The following is a 21,773-nucleotide window of genomic DNA, read 5'->3' on the forward strand; positions in this document are numbered from 1 at the left end:
TAGTTTCTGACTATAAAATAACTTCATGACTGTAGGTGAGATAAACTTGACTGCTTCAGCGCTAGGATACGAGAACATGATTAAATGTCAGGATTAAATGTTATGCTGTAGCGTTTTTATTCTCCCTTAATCCATCTAAGAGTCTTTCAGCGAGAAAATAGGATCAATTTGATTATTGCTCTCCAACAAATTCATATGGACTCTCAGTTGGCCAATTAGGTAACAAAGGAACAAACATAATTCCAGCTACTGCAACATACCTAAGCGTAGTCTTACCTGTATTAAAGACCCTGTGTGGAGTATTCTCCTTAATATAAACTGAATCGCTAGCCTTAATCTCGTATTTTACTCCATTAATTTCAACTACACCTTCTCCGTCTAGAATATAATATACTTCTTCGCAGTTATGTCTATGAAGAGGAGTTGAGTTATTTGGCTCTACCTCAACTACACCTAAAACTAAGGATTTAACAGGAAAACCAGTCTCTGGATATATTACTTTCCAATCCTTAACGCCACGTCTTATTTCCATCGCCGATCCTGGTTTCCACTGATCTCTTCTAATTACAACTTTTGTATCCATATATATCGTATTGTGAAGTCTCAATAAAAATCGATTACTCTCCCATTTTGTTATTTTAACTCTCATCATCTGGCTTCCTCCCCGCCATAAAGGGCGAGGCTTTCATTAATTTGTAATTTTAGGACTATGAGTCAGAAAACATGGAGAAATAAGGGAAAATTAATAAGTTATAATTTCTATTAACTATCACTGTATTTCACAGAAAAAGCTTCTAATTTGAGCCTTTCAACAAAAAAATAGCATATGCTACCGCAACACCTGACTTTTGAAATTTAGATAAAGAAATAAGCTATGTCAGTGGAGTTTTCCTTATGTGTAATACGTAAGTACCGTATTACTTTCAATTTATGTTATGATTAAAAAATCCTCTGTTTCCTCTCCATTTTAGGTTTTCTGCTTTCTCTAAATCAAGACAACATAATACAGTGTTAAGTTAACTTCAACTTAACTTGATAACTTTACACCCAGTTTTCAACCACCTTAGTAGCAACAAAAATAAGGATAAAACGTTGAAACAAGATAAAGTTTAAAGATTGCCAAGTTTCCACTCCACCAACAATTTTTCGCGGAAAATGATAGTATAAATCAATAAAACTATAGAGAAAGAAGATTAATGTTAAATTCTCCTAGAACTGAGAATTAATGAATAATTATTGACAACATAAAATTTAATCCCTAAAATTAACGTATGTAGACTCTAGAGATAGGATATAGATAGTTGTTATGAAAGATACTTTATTTAGTTAAAAGAAATTAAAATTATTTTAAAAAGATTAAGATAAATTGTATTGCACCTTGCTTCACATATTAGTAACTGGTATCAATATAATCTGTATAGCTATAACATGAGGTTGACTTCAAAACCTAGTTTCGAGACAAAGGTTGTGAAAAGCTTAATCAATTTGTTTGGGAAGGTTGTTAACAAAGTAAACTTTATTTATATCCTTAACTAACTATAACATATGAGTACACTTGTCAGAGTAGATGATGAAGTAAAAAGAAGCCTTATCAGAATATCGTCAGAACTGCAACAAAATAAGGGAGAAAAAGTAAGTATCAACGATACAATAAAATTCCTCATAGACTTTTATGACAAGAGTAAAGAGGTAAAAAAAGATCCTCAATTATTGCTCTCACTACTCGGTTCAATGAAAGGGATTAGGGAAGAATTAGAGAAGGCTAGGGAAGAAGATGAAAGCAATTATTGATACCGGCGTTCTAGTTGAAATTCTTGAGGGCTCAGATATAGGAGAAAAGATAACAAGATTAATTATCCAAAACCAAATTGAGCCCCTAATAACAGACCTTACCTTGACAGAGCTACAATATGTTACATGTAGAAAATATGGGAATAAGAGGTCAAGCGAAGTTATTCAAAAACTACTAAAAAGCGGATTTTTCGGAATAGTTGATAGTATGAGGTTTGCTAGGAAGGCTGCTGAAATAAAATGTGCCCACAGTCTTTCTATAGTGGATGCGTTTAATATAGGAGCTGCTCAAGAACTGAAAATCAACGCTATATTCAAAAAAGAGAAAGAGATAGATAAAAGCATATCAAACGTTGTCTTCGCGGATGAGCTATAACGTAGAATAGTTAATATGATTGGAATTAGTGTTTTGTCATAATTTCTAAAATTGGTAGAGAAGGACAGTGCTGTGAGGAGAGAAGGAAAAGGTGATGAAATATAAATTTGTATTCCTGTTATTGATTATCTCTTTTGGATAATCACTATTTCTTGAAGGGTTTTAACATAGACTTACTACAGGTAAGGAAATAGTTGTTTTTAACGACTATTTTTATTATTTCCACTCATTTTCATTAGTTAGGTCTCTTCATCTAGACCAGTAAATAACAGGAGATTAAAACTAGATCTAAACCCAGAGAGAAGGATATTACGAACATGGATATTACAACTCAAAGCAATCACCAAGGAGATATACCTTGGATGTAATTTCCTTATTGTATTTATATTTGGAAGGAAAGTATAACTCAGTATGCATTCAAAAAATAGATATCAAATGAATTCATTTAATAAAAATTAGCGGTATAGAACTAACTAAACTGGAATAAATTTCTATTTGTTCTATGTTTTTTTAAAGAAATTAAGCCAATAAAATTATCTCTAATATCTTGACATAGTGGTATTACTTGATTAGCGTAATACTCAATAACTTTGTTTCACAGAGCTATACTAATAATGTGTTTTCTCAATAGTAATATTTATTGTAATCAAAAATTTTTATTTTAGTAGGTAAAATGGCTTTAATGATAAATATTTTATTTAGACTTTAAAATTGATAAAATTGGTTAATTAATAAAACACTTTTTTTGTATTATAATTTAAAATCATTAAGTTTTTAGTATTTATAACTGATAATTAGCCCTCTCCTTTATTAATGTTGTGAAGGAAAAAGTAATAGGTGAAATGAATGAGCCCTTCTATTTTAAATCATATGATAAAGTAGTAGGAGTAGCCCATAACGAAAAAGAACTTGAAAGAGAGATTATGAGAATTGGTTCAGCTGATCCTCTATGTGTTAATTGGCATTTAGAGCAAGGTCATATAGTAGCATGGTTAAGATATATTGGAAATAACACCTTAGCGGAAATGTTGAAGGGTGTAAAAGATTACCGAGAGGCTCTTGCTAGAATAAGAGATTACTGGGTCTTATCTGAAAATAAGAAAGCTAAAGAGGTAGATAGAGCTACAGAGAAGAGGAAGGCGAGATATAGTTTAAGGAGATAAGTTGGAAGGCAATCCCAAATTCCCATCAGTATTATCACTGTTACATTATTCTATCTTTTTTCTCGGTAGTTCCCATTTTAGTTCCATTGCTAAAATCCGTAAAATCAAAGTTATTAGAAATGAGACAATTAAAGCTACATCTTCAGGCACAGAGAGATCAGAGGCTATGAAATACACAAAAGAACCTATTACAGCTGTGGTAGCATAAAACTCTCTAGTGAGGATTAAAGGCACTTCATTTGATAGTATGTCCCTAATAACTCCACCTCCTACTGCTGTTATAGCTCCCACTATTACAACTAGGATTACATTGTTGGAGACTGAGTAGGCTAATGAAGCACCTGAAGATGCAAAAGCGCCTAACCCAATTGCATCAGCGTACAGTAGAGGTTTTCCCATATTGGTGAATATCCTATAGAAAATGAAGGTAGCTAAACTAGCGAGAAATGCGATAATAGGATAAGGATAATAGATTAAATTTGTGGGGGGAGTTTTACCTAGCAATAAATTCGATATAATACCTCCTCCTAAGGCTGTTGAGAAACCTAATACTAGAACTCCTAAAAGATCCATGCCCCTCTTTACTGCTTTTATTGCCCCTGAGATTGCAAAGGCAACTATACCTATGTAATTAAATATATCAAATACTATTGATGACGAGACAATCACGTGTGTGATGAATTGAGTTTTGATTTAAAAAGTCTCTCTTCCCCTTATTACTTTGTCCTTTCAGAGCTAGGAATATGTTTTCTTACGGATTTTAGATGATGATAAAGGTTTTTTGATATTAAATAAAAAAAGGAGTTATAAGTTGAGTAATCATATTTTTAATATATGGAGGAAGTTGTAAGAGCTTACCAAGAGGGTAATTTAAACTATGCACTAAGAAAGATTAATGAAATTATTAAGAGTAGTCCATCCCCCGACATATATAACTTATTAGGAAAGATATTATTGGAGTTAGGTAAGGATGAAGAGGCACTTGAAGCCTTTAGACAGGCTAATAATAGGCTCGAAGTAGCTAGAATTTATATTCAAAAGGGTTTGTATCAAGACGCATTAAATGAAATAAAGGACGAAACAACTGATGAATCAAAGATATTGAGAGCATTAATTTACATTAAAATGGAGAATTTTGATAAGGCAAAAGAAGAGATAGCTAATATAAACTCCAACTCTCCTCTGTTCCACAAGGTAAAGGGAATAGTGGATTACCATACTGCAAATTATTATGGGGCACTGAGATCTATAACAATAGCCTTAAGAGAATACCCTATGGATGCTGAGCTATACTATTACAGAGCTCTAGTGAAAGCAGAGCTGGGGTTAGAATATGAGGATGACATAGATATGGCGATCAACCTAAACCCATATTATGCTGAGTTATACTTTAGTAAAGGCATAATATTGGAACAGAGAGGTAAATTGAATGAAGCCGTAAACTATTACAGTAAGGCGATAAAGTATAAGCCTGAACTAGTTAAGGCTTATTACAGGAGAGCTAAAGTTTACATGAAGCTAGGAATGGATCAAGAAGCAGAAAAAGACATAGAAAAAGTTAAGGAACTAACTGACAACAAAAGTTGACCTAGTAAAGTACTTCCTTAGTATTAAATTGGCTACATTCACTGCAGGAATGCCTGTAACTTGACCACCTGGATAAGTCCCTGCACTACATAAGTAAACATTATCATATTTTGTTTCATATCCAAGCCTCTTTTCAAGGATAAATTCCTCCCTCATTGGTAGATGGTTCAAATCGCCGTAAGGCAAGTTATAGATCTTTTCTGCGTTAAATGCATCCAATTCATCGACATACTTGACTTTACTTTTAAGATCTGGGAACATTTCGTAGAGATCTTCCAGGTCAGCCATGGTTTCCATCACTACACCGTTTCTACTTTTATCTAAGATAGATGGGAATAACAACTCACCAAATTCAGTGTCAAGAAGGGAATTCTCAAGACCCTTAAGCTTCTCAGGAAACCTAGGGTAGTCCGATAAAATAACATTGTATTTCTTCCATCCGGGGTAATACCCTCTCTTAGGGACATTGGGAACGAGCTCAGGAAATTGTAACGGACTAGTGGCTATCACAAATACATCACCGTCAACCACAGTGTTACCCAACCTTACACCAACCACCTTATCGTCTCTTACTATGAACTCTTCTACCTTGCTGTTCACTCTTACTTCCACTCCCCTATCGATAGCATACTCTGCAATTTTCTGACTTACTGTACCCATCCCACCCTCTACCAAAGACCATTCAGGGGAAAAGAAGTAGGCAATAACATACGCTGAAGTCCTCTCCATTCCTGGATATATAAAGAACTCATGGTACTCCTCAGATATGTACTCTGACAGTACTTTCTTAGCTGGTTCCTCAATGAATTCCTCTAAACCGTATTTCTTGGCTTCTTCAAGGATTGAATCCTTTGTTGGTGGTTTCTCTACAAAGGTAAATTTGTCATAGAGCATCTTCTTAAACTTCAACAATTTATCTTCAAATTCAGGATATCTAGTCTCACCAGCCTTTATCATTTCTTCTATTCTCTTCCTTGAATCTCTGTAGAATGGTATTACCTTATTGTTGACGTAGAAGACCTGAAAGACATCATTGTAAAGTAATGGAATTTTAAATTTATTGATAAGAAAACCTGGCATGAGACCCAATACATATGATGCTCTACTTAACTTCACACCCTTTATTTCGATAGTATCTGCCATTCCCCCTAACTTATTGTTAGCCTCTAAGAGTGTTACCTTAGCACCCTGTTCAGCGAGTAATGCAGAAAGTATTAATCCGTTATGACCTCCGCCTACAACAACTATTCTTTTCGTTGACATTATATCACTTTCTTAAGATATGCCAAGTTCCTAGAGCTTTTGCCCCTAGGACATTATTTGCGTCATATAGGCTTAAGTCAACTACGACTGTAGTTTTACCTGCTCTTATTACCTTACCTATACACTTGAAGGGACCATCTTTCATAGCTTCCAGAAAGTTAACCTTTAATTCCTGTGTAACTTGGTTGAACCCTTCATTAACTGTCATAGTGGCAATTCCACCTGTGTAATCTAATACTGTCATTATAACTCCGCCATGGAGAATACCGCCTAATCTTGTGACGTTTTCAGAGTAGTCAAAAGTGGTCTCTGCATATCCTTTACTTACCTTAACAACTTTGAGACCTATGTATGAGGCAAGTTTCTCTAGATTTAACATATATGTTATTTTTTCCTGATCAAAAAATCCGCTACTTTCATCGGTCATAAACATTACTATAAATATCTCATAAAAAACTCTTTCTTTTAAGATATTTGATTACAACACACTGTGTCCTAGTCATATGACGAATTACTATTTTATTACGACTAAGTAATCCTTATGTTGCTCTTAAAAATACTTAGTATATTGACAGTAAAATTTCTTGGCATCTAATATGTTTTAATCCGTTTGCTTAATCAAAAATAACCTTTATTTTTAAAGATTCATAAAGTTGCACATACCAAAAGTTTTATATTATGCTATGATTGGCAAAAAATTGCAATATCGCAATTAGTTATGTAATTGAATATAACATAGTATAAACTAGAGAAATTTTTATTAGGTTAAAAATTGAATATATTATGTGAGCCAAGAAAAAATGGGCTTAAATAAAGAAGTAATACGATGTTGTTATAAGATTTCGGACACTGATGTTGACTGTTTATTAAAATTGATAGAACTGAGGAAGTCTATAACGTCTGAAGAGCTATCTGACATGATGAAGGTTAGTAAAACAACAATAGAGAATAGTCTCAAAAAATTGATGGATATAGGTTTAATCACAAGGGAAAAGAAGACAGATAAAAGGATAGGAAGACCAAAGTATTACTACACTCTGATTATTAACTTTGAGGATAAAATGCGAAATGATTTACTGAATTGTTCTAAACTCATTGACCAAGTCATAAGTGAGGATATGGCTAGGATATAGAACTCATTGATTCTTGGCTGTCTCATGTTCTATTAGATCCTTCATTATCTGATAATCTTTTTCTCCTCTATACTTCTCTATAAGCTTAAGTATGTTATCTAGTTCCTCTTTAGAGTATGGAATCTCAACCATTTTAGCTAATTTCTCTAAAACGTCTACTAAAGGTTGAAGTGCCTCTATATATTCAGGTATTGTTGTTTCAGGTCTTTTCTCATATAAACTTAACAAACCTGTGGCTATTAACACGAAACCCCTACCTATGAGTTTTCTTAACTCCTCAGCCTGTTTTGACTTATCCTCAATCTTCAGTATTTCATCTTTCTTTTTACTCAGCTCTTTTAAGTACTCGACCAGTCTAACTTTCTGGATTTCTAACGTGAGTAATGAATCTCTAACGGTCTTGGATGCTATATACCTTACTTCTCCACCTGTATTAACTATAACCACATCTCCCTTTATGAACAAGTTTTCAATACTTCTCTGTATCGACTCAGCCGTTACGAATAATGACAAATTAGAGAATAGAGTTCTAGAATCTAAGCCGGAAGGACCCGCCTGAGCTATCGTAGTTAAGACTAGCCTATCTCTTTTTTGCTCAAACTCCATACACTGATTATGGTGAAAAAAGATAAAAAAAGTAGTAGCTAGTGCCCCAGGAAAAGTTTTATGGATAGGTAGTTACTCCGTTGTCTTTGGAGGAATATCTCATTCAATAGCAATCAATAAAAGAGTAAGAGCCGAATGTGAGTACTCTCCTTCAGATGATTCTTTATTTGAGACTAGTTACGGAGTCTTTAAGGGTAAAGGAAATTCCCTAATCGAAAGTGTCATATCACAGTTCCCTAATTTACCAAAAGTTCATGTTAAGCTAATAAACGACAAAGACTTCTTGCTTGAGGGTAGAAAAACAGGTCTAGGAAGCTCTTCCGCATCCACAGTTGCCTTAACTGCATGTTTGTATGCTCTAATAAACGAAAATGTAAACTTAAACGAGATACACAAAATATCGCAAGTAGCAAACTATCAAAGACAAAGAGGTATAGGTAGTGGATTTGACATAGCTACCGCAGTTTATGGCTCAATAGTTTACAAGAGATTCACCGATATACAAAGTTTAGACACTTACATCGAGCCTCTTAGATTAGGGGACAGATACCAAATGGCACTGGCATTCATTGGGGAAAGCTATGATACTGTGAACTCCGTGGCGAAATTCGTTGAAAAAAGAGATTTGGAACAGTTTAAGCAAATGATGAAATACATTGATGCTGAGAACTCATTTGCCATAAAGTTATTGAAAGATAACAAACTGGAACAGGCTGTAGAGCACTTAAAATTATCCAGAGTCATGTTAGAGCAATTAGCTGAAAATGTGATAGGTGTAAAAATAGAGAACGAAAAAACCATAGAGTTAAGGAGAATAGCTGAAAAGTATGATGCACTAATAGCTATGTCCCCCGGAGCTGGAGGCGAGTCAGTCTTCGCAATAGGTTATGATCTTTCAAGGGTTGTAGAGGAATGGAAGAAAATTAAAGGAATATATGTTATTAATTTGAAGGAAGACGAGGGGCTTAAGGTTGAAACTTGAAGGAGAGGCTATTGCTCCTTCCAATATAGCAATAGTAAAATATTGGGGTAAAAGAGACGATAAATTAAATCTCCCTTTGAATTCCTCATTGTCCATAAGCTTGGAGAAATTAGAAGTGAGGACTAGGGTAACTGTTTCAGCCGATTTACAAAAGGATGAAATATACGTAAATCAACAGAGGTTAAGAGAGGAAGAATTTGAAGAATACGGAGGGAGAGTTATTAATATTTTCAGAGATCTCTACGGTAAAAAATTCTACGTAAAAGTTGAGTCGTACATGAATTTCCCTAAATCAGTCGGTTTAGCCTCGTCTGCAGCAGGTATAGCTGCATTAGTTTATGCGTTAAATGATGCACTGGGTTTGGGTTTAAGCCAAAGGGAATTATCCAAAATAGCCAGAATTGGATCAGGTAGTGCTTGTAGAAGCACAATTGGTGGATTTGTAATATGGGAAAAGGGTAGTCAGGAAGATGGGGAAGATTCATATTGTTATCAAATTTTTCCTGAGGATCACTGGGAAGACCTAATAGATATTATTCCGCTAATTCAGCTGAAAGAGAAGAAGGTTTCCTCGAGGAAGGGGATGAAGAATACAGCCTTATCTTCTTCACTGATGGAGTGTAGACTTAAGTTTATTGAAGATACGTTACCTTTAGTCATAGATAGTATTAAGAAGAAGGACGAAAAAGAGTTCTATTATTGGACCATGAGGCATAGTAATAGTATGCATGCTGTTATCCTTGATTCATGGCCATCGTTCTTTTATCTAAATGACACATCTTTCAAGATAATGGAATGGATACAAGAATTTGGAAATGCTGCTTACACTTTTGACGCTGGACCAAATCCACATATATTCACGACAAAAAAGCACCTTGATGAAATTACTCAGTATCTAAATAGTATAGGAATAAAGGATTATATAATAACGAAAGTTGGAAGGGGACCTAGAGTTATTCGCAGTTAGACAGGATCTCTTTATACTTCTTAATTCTGTCCTCCTCGCTCACATGGTAAACTATTACAGCTTTTTTTAAATCCTTGACGGCAGTTATCAAGTTAGATACTTTAGATAACTCTTGGAGCTTACTTCCATCAAATATGTAGACAGCTTCCTTTTCTTCTTTATACGGAACATCAAAGAACTCATGATAAATGATCTTTCCGTCAGTTTCCCTGCTCAGATTTATTAGTTCATCTCTATCCACTCGATTTAGGCATTCGTTTATAACCTCTTTTTTTATCCTCCTATATCCTTCCCTGTAAAGAAGGGCTCGTTTATATCTTTCATCTAACTTATCGAGCTTTGATAACACATTTATATCCGTTATTTCCAAGAGTCTTGATAAATCTAATAACCCAGTTTGTATCATCTTAGCAATTGCATGAGATAGGATAGAATTATACATTCCTACAACGCTATGGAAGTATACGTTCTCGAACATATACATCCTTGCTAATAGAAATTGTTCAACAATAGGTATAGCCTTCCTCAGAACTGCTATTCTACCATCCACATAAACTAAAACTCTCTTAAGTCTTTCAATGTCATAGGAGCCATATCCAACACCTGCATAGTACGAATCTCTCAATAAATAATCTCCTCTGTCAGCGTCAATGAAGTTTGAGATTATTTGTAACGCAAAGCGTTCCTCTTCACTTCTTACATTCTCCTCAAGCACGTTTGTTAGAAATTTTATTGGGTCGGAAATAGTGGAATCTTTTATGGCTTCTAATATAGAAGATAGATTCTCCTGGATTATTTTAACTCCTATTTTAACGTGAGTCTTTTTGCCTTCATATAATACGTCTTTAACGCCATATATCTCGTTGGCAACTTGTAAAGCAGATTCAAAGGTGTGGGAAAAGGCTAAATGACCTATATCATGAAGTAACCCTGCTATTTTAACCAATCTTTCATAACCAGGGGTGAAAAAAGGGGGTTTAACAAAACGTGCAAACTCTCCAGCTAACTGCATTACACCAAGACTATGTTCAAATCTGGAGTGTCTCATACCAGGATAGACTAAATGTGCCATAGCATTCTGAGAGATTAATCTTAGCCTCTGAAATACTCTAGAGGAAACTATCTTTAGTATTTCGTCATCTATTTCTATGTAACCATGTATTGGATCTCTTATTAATTTCACGATATATTATTTTGTTAAACTAATATTAATGCGTCTAGTACAGCATATACTCCTTCCTTAACTTTGTTTTCTAACTCCTCTTTTGATATCCATCCCCCTTTAACTAAATTGTCTGAAACAACTAACACTGCCCCACTTCTCACTTTTCTCGATCTGCTCAGTATAAACAGTGTAGAGCATTCCATCTCTACTGCGATATTACCCCTCTCATACCATCTTTTCGCAAATTCGGCATCCTCAGCATAAAATGCATCACTACTGAAAACGTTACCCACATGAAACTTTAACTTTCTGTTCTTGAAGGAGTTGTAAAGTGCTGAACTTAATTCAAAGTCTGGGGTTGCTGAAATGCAGACGTTTTCCTTGAAATATTGATATACTATACTACTGGGATTATAGGAAGCACCAGAAACTAGGATGTAGTCGCCTATTTCTATATCTGATGCTAGTGCTCCGGTAGTTCCAAACCTCACAAATGTCTTTCCTCCTAACATGATTAATTCCTCTAATACTATAGCTATGGAAGGACCACCTATACCATGAGTTGCAACTGAGATATCAATACCCTTATACTTGCCTGTATATACAAGAAATCCCCTGTTCTCGTTTACTGTCCTTACATCGTCTAAGAATTTAGCTATATACCTTACTCTGCCCGGATCACCTGCTATTATTACTCTTTCTGCCACATCTCCTTTCTTTGCAAGAATATGTACGGGATTCATGAGATATCAGACATTAGAAGGTTTTTATATCATTTGGTCAATACAGCCAGTGTTCATCATCTGTAAACAGAGTTCATATAGGCTTATATAAGTATTAGAATAAATTAGGATAATATTTAAAAAGTCATATTCAATACCTTATCTTATGAAAGAAAGGGTTGTTGAAGCTAAAAGATTAGTAGGAAAGAAGACTGTCAGGGGAAAGACTTACGAATATGAATATTACACGTTACCACTAAACTTATACATACCAAAATCAATGGTTGAAAAACACGGTACGAAATACATGCTACAAGTAGATGAAGAATCCGGCACTATAACAATTAGACCTACTAAAGGTTAACATTTTTACCATAATCTTTCATCGCCTGTGTAAATATGTCTTTGAGTTGATTAAAGGCATACTCAACATTACATTTATTTACAGTATCCCTACTTAGCCTACTATACTTATCCGGCTCTTTCAAGACAATATCTATTTTTTCAGCTAACTCCTCATAATTGCCACTTTTGAATACAAAACCGTTAGAACCATCTATTACTAGCTCACTTACCCCGGCACCACTGCTCACTATAGCAGGCTTTTCAAAGAACCAACCTTCACATACAACGAGACCAAAACCTTCTATCCTTGAGGGAAGGACAACCACATCTGAAGCCTCGTATATTACATTCAACTCTTCATCTGACACGTGACCTGTAAATACAACCTTCTTATCAACTCCTAAATTACTGGCTAGTGACTGAAGTTTTCTTACCCAATTACCAGCCTTGTTTGTACCCAATGCACCACTTGTGAAACTACCATTCCCTACGAGTAAAAGTTTAGCATTACCCTCCTTAATTTTCTTCAAAGCCATGATTGCTATATCTTGGCTTTTCATGGGATCCATTCTAGCCACTACCGTTATCACTTTTTCGTCTTTACCTATATTATATTTGGATTTTACTTTATCCACTTCACCCTTACTACTCCTTCTTAAAGTGCTAGTATCAATGAAAGGGTAAACTTGCCTAGCATTTATTTTGGCACCAATCCTTAGAAGACCTTCTAAGTCTCTCTTAGTACTCAGTATAACATAATCATATCCCTCAAATGATCTTACAATAAAGTCTCTAATCCGTGGTGATAAATTTTCAGGCACAAATGGTATATGATACCAAAGTATTGCAGGTGCTGATGGACCAATTATACCTCCCACTAGCAATAGCTGAAAATCATTTATGAAATATACATCAGTGTCATTATGAAATTCAAGTAATTTTTTAGCTGAGATCCAGTTATAATCCGCATAACTTATATATTCTAAAGGTTTAATCTCATATTTCTCTATTCCATGGCTTTCATTATATATTCCCTCTTTATACCTAGTATAATTTTTAAGATTCTCAGGATCCAGATCTATAAAATCAAAAAGTCTCTGATCACCATATTTAACCTGAGGTGGATAACCAGGACCTAAAGAGACCCATCTAACCTTATTAAATTTGCTAATGAGGGATAACATCATCTTTGGCACTCCGCCTACAGAAAAGTAGTAATCAGAAGAGTCCAATTGACTCAACTCTATCGGTAGTTCAAAGAATCCATATTTATCTATCAAATCCCTATAAGTATACCTGAATCTAACTGGAGGTGTCTGTGTGCTGATAGATACTGAGAACATAAACTAATTTACTCTTTCAGTAATTATATTCTTTTAATGAATTATGCCTTACTCTCAAACGGCATAACAACTGCACTAGAGAAGGAAGGAAGTATAGAGTGGTTTCCAGTTCCTAAATTCGATTCTCCATCTGTTTTTACAAAGATATTAGATGAAGATAAAGGAGGATATTTCCTCGTAACTCCTGAGAAATTCAACAGAGTTAAACAGCACTATGTAGAATACTCATTGATACTCAGAACTGAATTCGATGACGGCAATCTTATACTGATAGATTTTCTGCCCCTATCCTTACCTGCAATTATAAGAGTATATGAGGCTAAAGTACCATTTAATGTTGAAGTTAAGCCATTATTCAATTATGGTCTAGTAAATGCTGGCACAGAAACAAGAAAAGACGGAATCATTTATAAAAATCCGGAGTCTAAAGAAGGATTAGAACTATTAATAAACGGAGATTATAAAATAAATTCACCTTACCGCATTACAGTAAATAGTGGAAAGGGATACCTATACCTACTATATTCTAGAGATCTCAGATATGGTCTATTTAGCCAGAAAGGCTTCGTATACTCTGAACCGTATGAGGCATACTCAAAATTACTTTACTATTCTAGGAAAGAGCTAGAAAGAGCTAGAAGACCTACTATATACGAAAATGCTTTCTATCGATCATTATCAGTGATTTTAGGGTTAATATATAAGCCCTCGGGAGGAATAATTGCTTCGCCCACTACATCTATTCCTGAAATAGTTGGTGATGAACGAAATTGGGATTACAGATACGTTTGGGTTAGAGACTCTTCCTATGCAATAGAAGCTCTAGTCAAAGCCAATCTAATAACACATGCCAGACGAGCTTTAGACTTTTTAACAAATCTACTTGATCCATCCTCGAAAAGCTTCGACCATCCTTTTTACTCTGTTGATGGAACACCGCCACCTGCAGAAGAGAATTTGGACTGGTTAAGCGGGTTCATGAATAGTAAACCGGTTAGAATTGGAAATGCTGCTTATCTTCAGATCCAGATGGATATTGAGGGAGCTTACATGAACGCATTATACGAATACTATAAAAGGACACTAGATAAGGATTATGTTTCATCTATTTTCTGGGCTGTTGAGGCAATATCAGACTGGGTTTCTTCTTCATGGAGAGGGGAAAGTACAGATATATGGGAAGAGAGAGGAATCAGTAGGCATTACACTCACACAAAATTAATGTCCTGGGTTGCTTTAGACAGAGCATCAAAATTGGCAAAAGATTTAGGTTATAATAAGTTATCTGAGGAATGGAAATCCAGAGCTAATGAGATAAAAATAGACATACTGAGTAACGGGGTTAAGGACAGTCATCATTTCGTGAGATATTACGGAGGAGATGAAATAGACGCTGCGTTGTTGACTTTACCATTATATGATTTCATACCAGCAACAGATAGTCTCTTCATGAACACTTTGAAGAAGATAGAAGAAGAACTTAGGGTCGCTGATGGATTATATTTGAGGTATAAAAAAGATTTCATGGGATTGGCAAAGAATCCATTCACGTTAGTTACAACATGGATGGCTAGGGTTTATATCAGATTAAAAGAATTTGACAGAGCTAGATGGTTACTTGAAACTCTGATAATGTGTAATCAGGACTTAGGACTTATAGGAGAACATGTGGATCCTGAAACTTGTGAGGCAAGAGGCAATTATCCTCATTTGTTCCCTCATTCTGGAATGGTGTTAAGTATACTGGAGTTTGATGAAGTAAGATAAATAGAAAGGGAACATATATTTTCACTTATTATTGAATCGTCTCTCAACTCCTTTTCTCGAGCTGACAAAATCGAATATCCAGTTGATGATGTAGAGTATTGGAAATAAATAAAATCCCAGGATCATTAAGATATCGACGGATACGAGATACATAGAACCATCAAAAAGCTGTATCAAGGCTCTATCATGAGCTGGCGAAAAAGATGACACTAGGATACCTAAAATTGCTATAACGAACCCAACGTTTATCGCAAACCTACTTACCCTCACAAGATATGACATAATGAATAGAACCACTACCAGGGTAAATGTCGCTATTGACAAAAATACTGGCACTATTTTATATAGCAAATAACCTCCAATGAGTAATGATAGACCTGAGCCTATGAGATAGTAAGTATAAAATTGTCTCATATTCCTATTAGTCTTAAGGAAACCTAAAAAATTGTGACTATTCAAAAAAGCTCATTCAAAACTTTTTTGCTGTCTAATATAAAAAATAATTAATGGCAGTAGCCTATAAGTTGCCAAATGGTTTAGAGGTTATCCTGGAAAATGGGGATATAACAAAAGTAGAAGCAGACGCAATTGTGAATGCGGCGAACTCTTATCTTAGTCATGGTGGGGGAGTAGCTCTTGCAATTGTAAGAAGTGGGGGTTATATAATCCAGGAGGAAAGTGATGAGTATGTTAGAAGAAATGGACCAGTTCCTGTTGGAGAAGTTGCTGTTACTACAGCAGGTAAATTGAAAGCAAAATATGTTATCCATGCAGTAGGACCTAGATATGGCATAGAGGGCGATGATAAGTTGGAGTCAGCAATAAGGAGAAGTTTAGAGAAAGCTGATGAGCTTAAACTCTCTAGCATAGCATTACCTGCAATATCTACAGGAATTTATGGCTACCCATATGAAATATGCGCTAGAATAATGAGTAAGGTGATGAAAGAGTATAAGCCTAAATTCCTAAAAAGGATATTGGTAGTGGTCTATGGCGATCAAGCTTATTCTGTATTCAAAGAAGTTTTTGATAATAGTTTATATATGAACTAAACACTAAACTTATTTTATGGTTAAAATAACGAAGAAAATTAACATTATTCCCGGAGGTCCAAATACATTAATTTATGATGGACGCATAGTTATAGATCGAAATAACCCAGAAATTCAAGGAGAAGTTCAATTGGCTACGCATGGGCATGCAGACCATATTTCAGGCTTACTCTCCAATGCAAAAGTAAAATATCTCCCAAAGGAGGAATATTGGTCAATAACGTTGCAAGGCAGGAGAATGCTTACTTATGGGTGTACCTCTCTAGGTTCAGAGATATTTAGCTATGATTACGTAAAGGAGAATCTAGTTGATCTAGCAACAGATTATAAGGATTCTGAGATAGAGAGTATTAAACTCCCTGGACATACACCAGGGCATACAGGGTACATAGTTGATAATGTACTATATGCAGGTGATGCATTTTTTGGTGAAAGAGTCCTACAGAACTTTTCAGTGCCTTTTTACATAGATTTCTGGTCTGCCTTAGATAGCATACAAAAAATAAAGGAAATAAGTAAGAGTATGGAGAATATTGTTATAAGCCATGGACCAATATTTAGTCTCAATAAAATGATAAAACTAATCGATTATAATATTGAATATAATAATAAGTTGGTTGAAAGAGTAAAAGAATTAATCTCCACCAACGAAATGACGTCAGAAGAAATTGCAATAAGGCTAAAGCCTGATATTTCAGCTACAGGAGTTCTTTTAAACAGTATTACTATAAAATCCATGTTATTAGGACTAGAGAATATTGAATATAAAGTAACACCTAAAGGTCTAGTATTTAGGAAGAAAGTCCATTAAATATTAGGGCAAAAATAAAACTGTAGGATACTCATTTTGAAATCGTGACGATAATAGAAAAAAGAATTTTTCAGTTAATGAAAGAAGCCGTGGAGGAGATGGAAAAGTATGGATCATGTCAAAGTGCGTATTATATGTTAAAGTATATACTTTCTCAAATTAATGATCATGTACAAAGCTTTCCAGATTATGATATACCATTAGATAATTTAATTCTCCTATCCTTTAATGAGACTTTAGAGGAAAAGAAGTATAAATTTTTCGTAAAAACCTTCTTAGTTTATGATTATTTGAGCACAAAATATACGGTTCAAGATCCCATTTTCATTTTCAGATGGGGAAAACTGTACTTTATTTACAGTCCAAGAATTGATGCACATCTTTCCTCACTAGAAAAAAACAGCTTTTTAACATGTCATAAATTCCAGTTAAAATTGACGAGAAGAGGAAAAGAAGAAAGAGAAAATATAATTCAAAACTTATCAGATTATGATTTAAATAAAATAAATGAACTGGATAAACAGATAGAAGAGTTTAAGTTACAAGACCTTAAAATATTTATGAAAAAATACTTATTCGAGAAGGGTAATAATTATAGTACTATAATGGAGTAGATTTTATGATTTGAAAAGTAAATTATCTTCCTTGTTTTTAGATATAACTAGTAACTCATTGAAATGTTAAAGTTCTCCTTCCCCTTCTATGACCAAAAATGATTATCTTTACATATAAATTGATAACGCCTTAAAGTTATTTAATTAATTACATAAATTCTTCCACAAACAATAGCTTTATAATTTACTTCGTCATGTAAATTCCTATGTCAAACATAAAGATACTTGGTATACCAGGAAGTATAAGAAAGAACTCGTATAACAAACTACTACTAAAAGCCACCTTAAATCTTTTACCACAAGGAGTTGAAATGGAAATATTTGAAGACATAAGCCAAATTCCTCTATTTAATCAAGATGAGGAAAACAATCCTCCACAAGTTGTAAAAGATCTAAAAAGAAAAATCAGAGAGAGCGACGCTATCTTATTTGCTACGCCAGAATATAATAGGTCAATACCTGGAGTATTAAAGAATGCAATAGATTGGGCTTCAAGACCTTATACGGATAACTCCTTTAACGGAAAAGTCGCTGCGATAATGAGTGCCTCGATGGGAATGCTTGGAGGAGCTCTAGCACAATATCACCTAAGACAGATCCTATCATTCCTGAATGTAAATGTAGTAACTGGACCGGAAGTATTCGTAAGTTTTGCACAACAAAAATTTGACGAAAAGGGAAATCTTATAGATGAAAATTCTAAGAAATTCATATCTCAATTACTGAATAACCTTGTGGATTATGTAAAGATGGTAAAAAGTAAACAGGTAGTAAGTTTATAAGTTATATTTTATGGAAAAGGGTCCAATCTTCTATTTTTCTTCCATAACTTAATTATCCAAATAACGGGACCTTGCTTTTCTTAGGTGGTTTTGGAATAAATGGAACAACTAAGGCAGATATAACTCCAACTATACTTAGTATTTCACTGGCGAATATTAGATTTGAAACCTGTGACAAAGACCCCATTAATATAGGTCCTATAACACCTCCTCCTGTAACTCCTAATCCCCAAACTATTGAGTTTGCAAAACTCGTTGAATTCCTCGGAACAAAATCTCCCACTAAAGACAACATTAGCGGAAATGCACTAAAAGTAAAAAATCCAAAGATACATAAAAATACTATATCAGGAATTCGTAAAAACAACAACAATGAGATTACAGCACCAATTGATGAAATACCATATATTGATCTTCTCCCTACCCTGTCAGATAAGAGGCCTAAAATAGGTTGCCCAACCACAGCTGCGGATAACGATATACTCAATGCCTCTCCTAAATTAACAGAGTAGGAATAGTTGAAACTTCCCACTAATAATGTAGGAAGGAACTGAGATATACCTTGTGTAAATACACTTCGCAAAAGGGCAGAAATTGTAAGAAGAATTATTGCCACTATCGAAAAACTACTATTACTCGTGTTTGATTTCATATTTGGTGATTCATCTTTTTTAATGTCAAGTTGGATATTAGCAAAAAAGGAAGGTAACGATGCTAAAATGGAGATTATGCCCAGTATTAATGACGTTAGAAACATATTCCTGTAGAAAAATCCAAATATTGCCAACATTAATGTAGGATATATAGCCCTACCTAAACTACCCATGGATCCATTGATCCCCAATGCAGTACCTGCATTTCCCTTGTATGTTATGGAAAGTATAGCTGCACCTAAAGGGTGATAAAAAGCCGAAGAGAAGCCTGCTATTGCCACAGAGAGAATCATGAGTGGAAGAGAATTAATAGAGATTGAACTACCAAATAATATTAAGCCAAAACCCCACAATAATATTCCTAGACCCATTATTCTAGCATGAGTATTAGACCTATCAACAAGTCTAGTAACTAATGGTGAGGTTACTGCTGAAACTCCAAAAAATATACCGCTCAATACACCTATTAAAAACTTTGAAATATCAAGATACTCTATGAGAAAAGTAAAGGATACTGGTAGAAACCACGAATTTCCATCATTTATAAAATGAGATATTGAAGTCAGTGTAAGTATCTTGTACTTCATAAAATTTTACAACATAGTAATTATTAAAAAACCTACCTGTTCCTTGAGCGTAAATATAATGTGAGATACATGTTATGAGGTTACTAATAGTAATATGCTAGAAATATCTCTCCTTATAAAATAAGACAATCATGAAGAAGATTAAAATTTTATAACATAGATTTTTACCGCGGAAGATTTTTTATATAATCAAATATTTTTGTCAGCCATATTAATTGTGATTATGCAATCTGTTGAGTATGTTTTTGAGGAAGTTGTTAGGATTTATGATACTGATGCACAAGGAATAGCACATTATGCATCTTATTATAGATTTTTTACGAACACTATTGAAAAGTTTATTCATGAAAAAGTAGGAATACCATATCCTATTGTGAATGATGAATTATGGTTTGTTATGGTGGAGTCACACGCTACGTATCACAAACCGGTTAGACTTGGAGATAGACTTACAATACTATTGACCCCAAAAATCCTATCTAGTAAAGTTATAAAATTCGATCTTAAAATCATTAGGAAAGGGGAACTTACTACAGAAGGCAATCTAACTCAAGTAGCAATAAATCCAAAAATTTGGAAAGCCGTCGACATCCCGAATGAAATATTAAGTAAATTAGTTTAGTAGAATAACCTAAAAATATCTAGGATAACATTGTTTCAATTCTTAAAACTAAATTAATGATGCAAATCATAATAAATGAGTTGCATTCAATTAAATTATACAAAGATATAGAAGTAACCTATTACAAATAGTTAATTAATGCCTGAAGTAGATTAAGTCCTAACTTGAGGTTTTATTGCGTAAACTTTTACTAAATTTCACACAACATTACTCAAGTCAAATCTATACCAAGAGATTAACTTTCCATTTGTGTAAAAGTAAGCCGCGGCCGGGATTTGAACCCGGGACCTTTGCCTTACCAGGGCAACGCTCTAGCCAGGCTGAGCTACCGCGGCATATATGAAATAAATTATACATTCTTTTTAAGTTTTTCACCTTATTTTCAGTCCTCCGAGACTCTAATATTTTTAGAACAAAGGATATGCAAGAAGAGGAAATGACAAAGGTTGTGAAAAGAGTACTAATGATTGTAAAAGATAATTTACCTACGGATTGTGAGGAACTTCTAGATAAAATAGAAAAGAAATTCTTAAAGGACATCAGAGATTTAGGTACAGAGAAAGCATTTGAAAAATGGTCAAAAGACTTTAATGACGAGGAAGACGTGGAAATTATAAGTTCTTGAAGACTTCAGAAACCTCCTGACCAGCCTCTTCGTAGTCCTTTAAAGTGTCAATAGATCGCCAGTACACATTATCATAAGTTTTACCAGATAAAATACCCTTTTCGGCTAACAAGGGAAATGTAGTTTTTTCCACATCGCCTTTTACTGGTAAGAATTCAAAGATTTTAGGCTTCATGTAATATATACCAGCATTAATCCAGTAATCTTTTATTATAGGTTTCTCAACGAACTCAATTATCTTTTCATTATCCTTCACTCTAATTATTCCATAAGGACTTTTAAGTGGTACCAATGCAATTGATGCCACATCATCCGTATCTTCTTTAATCTTCAGTTTATCTAGATCTAAATTCGTAATAATATCACCATTTAAAACGTAAAAGGGCTCCTTTATGAAATCCTCTAATCTCTTTATAGCACCGCCAGTTCCAAGGGGCTCGGACTCCGAAAGAATTGCCAATTTTACCTCTAATCTTTCTTGGTTCCTTGATACCCAGTCAAGCAACACCTCTTTCTTATATCCAGCTAAAATGTAAACTGATGATATTTTATACCTCTTCAGAAGGAGGATCTGCCATTCTAAAATAGGTTTGCCACCGATCTCAACCAAAGGTTTGGGCTTCTCATCAGTTAAAGGTCTAAGTCTTTTTCCGTAGCCACCAGCTAAAATAACAGCTTTCATATAATTCTCTGTCAATTTAAGACATAAATATAAAAAATTATTCACTATAAGAGAACTTAATAAGGAGATACATTGTGTCAGATAAAGATTGAAATTTAGTATATACTGAATTAAACCGTATGCTGAATTCTCTAA

26 protein-coding genes and 1 tRNA gene are annotated in these 21,773 nt (G+C 34.3%); 15 read left to right on the plus strand and 12 right to left on the minus strand.

The features are described 5' to 3' along the window. Nucleotides 1-172: 172 nt before the first annotated feature. Complete coding sequence (locus tag SUSAZ_05885) at nt 173-583, minus strand: cupin (protein ID AHC51519.1); 411 nt, start codon at nt 581-583, stop codon at nt 173-175. Nucleotides 584-1,545: 962 nt separating this feature from the next. Between SUSAZ_05885 and SUSAZ_05890 the strand changes: the two genes are divergently transcribed. The 3 genes from SUSAZ_05890 (at nt 1,546) to SUSAZ_05900 (ending at nt 3,330) form a co-directional block, all read left to right on the plus strand. Further along, nucleotides 1,546-1,791 (plus strand): VapB-type antitoxin, encoded by a 246-nt coding sequence (locus tag SUSAZ_05890; protein ID AHC51520.1) that lies wholly within the window; start codon nt 1,546-1,548, stop codon nt 1,789-1,791. Then, complete coding sequence (locus tag SUSAZ_05895) at nt 1,775-2,167, plus strand: twitching motility protein PilT (GenBank protein ID AHC51521.1); 393 nt, start codon at nt 1,775-1,777, stop codon at nt 2,165-2,167. The genes SUSAZ_05890 and SUSAZ_05895 overlap by 17 nt, the downstream gene beginning before the upstream one ends. Before the next feature lie 818 nt (nt 2,168-2,985). After that, the gene (locus tag SUSAZ_05900; GenBank protein ID AHC51522.1) at nt 2,986-3,330 is read left to right on the plus strand and encodes a hypothetical protein; all 345 of its coding nucleotides are present in this window, start codon (nt 2,986-2,988) and stop codon (nt 3,328-3,330) included. 45 nt (nt 3,331-3,375) lie between these two features. Here the strand turns inward: SUSAZ_05900 and SUSAZ_05905 are convergent, their stop codons facing one another. Continuing rightward, entirely contained in the window at nt 3,376-3,999 is a 624-nt protein-coding gene (locus SUSAZ_05905) for a membrane protein (GenBank protein ID AHC51523.1), read from the minus strand. A gap of 165 nt (nt 4,000-4,164) precedes the next feature. On the opposite strand from SUSAZ_05905, the gene SUSAZ_05910 reads away from it, so the two are divergent. After that, complete coding sequence (locus SUSAZ_05910; GenBank protein AHC51524.1) at nt 4,165-4,917, plus strand: hypothetical protein; 753 nt, start codon at nt 4,165-4,167, stop codon at nt 4,915-4,917. Here the strand turns inward: SUSAZ_05910 and SUSAZ_05915 are convergent. Together SUSAZ_05915 and SUSAZ_05920 are read right to left on the minus strand one after the other, a co-directional pair. After that, nucleotides 4,897-6,180 (minus strand): hypothetical protein, encoded by a 1,284-nt coding sequence (locus tag SUSAZ_05915; protein ID AHC51525.1) that lies wholly within the window; start codon nt 6,178-6,180, stop codon nt 4,897-4,899. The genes SUSAZ_05910 and SUSAZ_05915 overlap by 21 nt on opposite strands. A gap of 4 nt (nt 6,181-6,184) precedes the next feature. Further along, on the minus strand, nt 6,185-6,607 hold the full coding sequence (locus tag SUSAZ_05920; protein AHC51526.1) for an esterase: 423 nt from the start codon (nt 6,605-6,607) through the stop codon (nt 6,185-6,187). Nucleotides 6,608-6,965: 358 nt separating this feature from the next. On the opposite strand from SUSAZ_05920, the gene SUSAZ_05925 reads away from it, so the two are divergent. Continuing rightward, a complete protein-coding gene (locus SUSAZ_05925) occupies nt 6,966-7,313 on the plus strand; it encodes a TrmB family transcriptional regulator (protein ID AHC51527.1) in 348 nt (115 codons plus the stop codon). 3 nt (nt 7,314-7,316) lie between these two features. On the opposite strand, the gene SUSAZ_05930 is transcribed toward SUSAZ_05925, so the two are convergent. Next, entirely contained in the window at nt 7,317-7,919 is a 603-nt protein-coding gene (locus SUSAZ_05930; GenBank protein ID AHC51528.1) for a hypothetical protein, read from the minus strand. Nucleotides 7,920-8,202: 283 nt separating this feature from the next. Here SUSAZ_05930 and SUSAZ_05935 point away from each other — a divergent pair, with 283 nt between their 5' ends. Both SUSAZ_05935 and SUSAZ_05940 read left to right on the plus strand, forming a co-directional pair. Next, nucleotides 8,203-8,901, plus strand: a complete 699-nt coding sequence (locus SUSAZ_05935; GenBank protein AHC51529.1) for a GHMP kinase — start codon at nt 8,203-8,205, stop codon at nt 8,899-8,901. Continuing rightward, nucleotides 8,891-9,868, plus strand: coding sequence for a diphosphomevalonate decarboxylase (locus SUSAZ_05940; protein ID AHC51530.1), 978 nt, complete (start codon nt 8,891-8,893; stop codon nt 9,866-9,868). Before SUSAZ_05935 ends, SUSAZ_05940 begins: the two co-directional genes overlap by 11 nt. Here the strand turns inward: SUSAZ_05940 and SUSAZ_05945 are convergent. Continuing rightward, nucleotides 9,855-11,051 carry a phosphohydrolase gene (locus SUSAZ_05945; protein ID AHC51531.1) on the minus strand — a complete coding sequence of 399 codons (1,197 nt, stop codon included), beginning with the start codon at nt 11,049-11,051 and terminating at the stop codon, nt 9,855-9,857. The genes SUSAZ_05940 and SUSAZ_05945 overlap by 14 nt on opposite strands. Nucleotides 11,052-11,065: 14 nt before the next feature. Next, the gene (locus SUSAZ_05950) at nt 11,066-11,776 is read right to left on the minus strand and encodes a 5'-methylthioadenosine phosphorylase (GenBank protein AHC51532.1); all 711 of its coding nucleotides are present in this window, start codon (nt 11,774-11,776) and stop codon (nt 11,066-11,068) included. Nucleotides 11,777-11,921: 145 nt separating this feature from the next. On the opposite strand from SUSAZ_05950, the gene SUSAZ_05955 reads away from it, so the two are divergent. Beyond that, the gene (locus tag SUSAZ_05955; protein AHC51533.1) at nt 11,922-12,119 is read left to right on the plus strand and encodes a hypothetical protein; all 198 of its coding nucleotides are present in this window, start codon (nt 11,922-11,924) and stop codon (nt 12,117-12,119) included. On the opposite strand, the gene SUSAZ_05960 is transcribed toward SUSAZ_05955, so the two are convergent. Further along, complete coding sequence (locus tag SUSAZ_05960; GenBank protein AHC51534.1) at nt 12,109-13,443, minus strand: glycosyl transferase; 1,335 nt, start codon at nt 13,441-13,443, stop codon at nt 12,109-12,111. The genes SUSAZ_05955 and SUSAZ_05960 overlap by 11 nt on opposite strands. Nucleotides 13,444-13,479: 36 nt before the next feature. On the opposite strand from SUSAZ_05960, the gene SUSAZ_05965 reads away from it, so the two are divergent. Further along, a complete protein-coding gene (locus SUSAZ_05965) occupies nt 13,480-15,210 on the plus strand; it encodes a glycoside hydrolase (GenBank protein ID AHC51535.1) in 1,731 nt (576 codons plus the stop codon). A 21-nt stretch (nt 15,211-15,231) separates the two neighbouring features. Here SUSAZ_05965 and SUSAZ_05970 read toward each other — a convergent pair whose 3' ends face one another. Then, nucleotides 15,232-15,624: a hypothetical protein gene (locus SUSAZ_05970; GenBank protein AHC51536.1), complete on the minus strand. Its 393-nt coding sequence runs from the start codon at nt 15,622-15,624 to the stop codon at nt 15,232-15,234. A 92-nt stretch (nt 15,625-15,716) separates the two neighbouring features. Between SUSAZ_05970 and SUSAZ_05975 the strand changes: the two genes are divergently transcribed. From SUSAZ_05975 to SUSAZ_05990, 4 genes are all read left to right on the plus strand, one after another. Then, complete coding sequence (locus tag SUSAZ_05975) at nt 15,717-16,262, plus strand: hypothetical protein (protein ID AHC51537.1); 546 nt, start codon at nt 15,717-15,719, stop codon at nt 16,260-16,262. 16 nt (nt 16,263-16,278) lie between these two features. Further along, entirely contained in the window at nt 16,279-17,073 is a 795-nt protein-coding gene (locus SUSAZ_05980) for a beta-lactamase (protein AHC51538.1), read from the plus strand. A 44-nt stretch (nt 17,074-17,117) separates the two neighbouring features. Beyond that, nucleotides 17,118-17,687, plus strand: coding sequence for a hypothetical protein (locus SUSAZ_05985; GenBank protein ID AHC52519.1), 570 nt, complete (start codon nt 17,118-17,120; stop codon nt 17,685-17,687). A 206-nt stretch (nt 17,688-17,893) separates the two neighbouring features. Continuing rightward, a complete protein-coding gene (locus SUSAZ_05990) occupies nt 17,894-18,469 on the plus strand; it encodes an NADPH-dependent FMN reductase (protein ID AHC51539.1) in 576 nt (191 codons plus the stop codon). 52 nt (nt 18,470-18,521) lie between these two features. On the opposite strand, the gene SUSAZ_05995 is transcribed toward SUSAZ_05990, so the two are convergent. Beyond that, a complete protein-coding gene (locus tag SUSAZ_05995; GenBank protein AHC51540.1) occupies nt 18,522-19,709 on the minus strand; it encodes an MFS transporter in 1,188 nt (395 codons plus the stop codon). A 223-nt stretch (nt 19,710-19,932) separates the two neighbouring features. Here SUSAZ_05995 and SUSAZ_06000 point away from each other — a divergent pair, with 223 nt between their 5' ends. Continuing rightward, nucleotides 19,933-20,331, plus strand: a complete 399-nt coding sequence (locus SUSAZ_06000) for a thioesterase (GenBank protein AHC51541.1) — start codon at nt 19,933-19,935, stop codon at nt 20,329-20,331. Nucleotides 20,332-20,591: 260 nt separating this feature from the next. On the opposite strand, the gene SUSAZ_06005 is transcribed toward SUSAZ_06000, so the two are convergent. After that, a tRNA-Thr gene (locus SUSAZ_06005) sits at nt 20,592-20,666 on the minus strand. 86 nt (nt 20,667-20,752) lie between these two features. On the opposite strand from SUSAZ_06005, the gene SUSAZ_06010 reads away from it, so the two are divergent. Next, on the plus strand, nt 20,753-20,956 hold the full coding sequence (locus SUSAZ_06010) for a hypothetical protein (protein ID AHC52520.1): 204 nt from the start codon (nt 20,753-20,755) through the stop codon (nt 20,954-20,956). Here the strand turns inward: SUSAZ_06010 and SUSAZ_06015 are convergent. After that, nucleotides 20,943-21,638: a nucleotidyltransferase gene (locus SUSAZ_06015; protein AHC51542.1), complete on the minus strand. Its 696-nt coding sequence runs from the start codon at nt 21,636-21,638 to the stop codon at nt 20,943-20,945. The genes SUSAZ_06010 and SUSAZ_06015 overlap by 14 nt on opposite strands. Nucleotides 21,639-21,773: the final 135 nt, after the last annotated feature.

The sequence above is a fragment of the Sulfolobus acidocaldarius SUSAZ genome (assembly GCA_000508305.1).
GTDB lineage: Archaea > Thermoproteota > Thermoprotei_A > Sulfolobales > Sulfolobaceae > Sulfolobus > Sulfolobus acidocaldarius_A.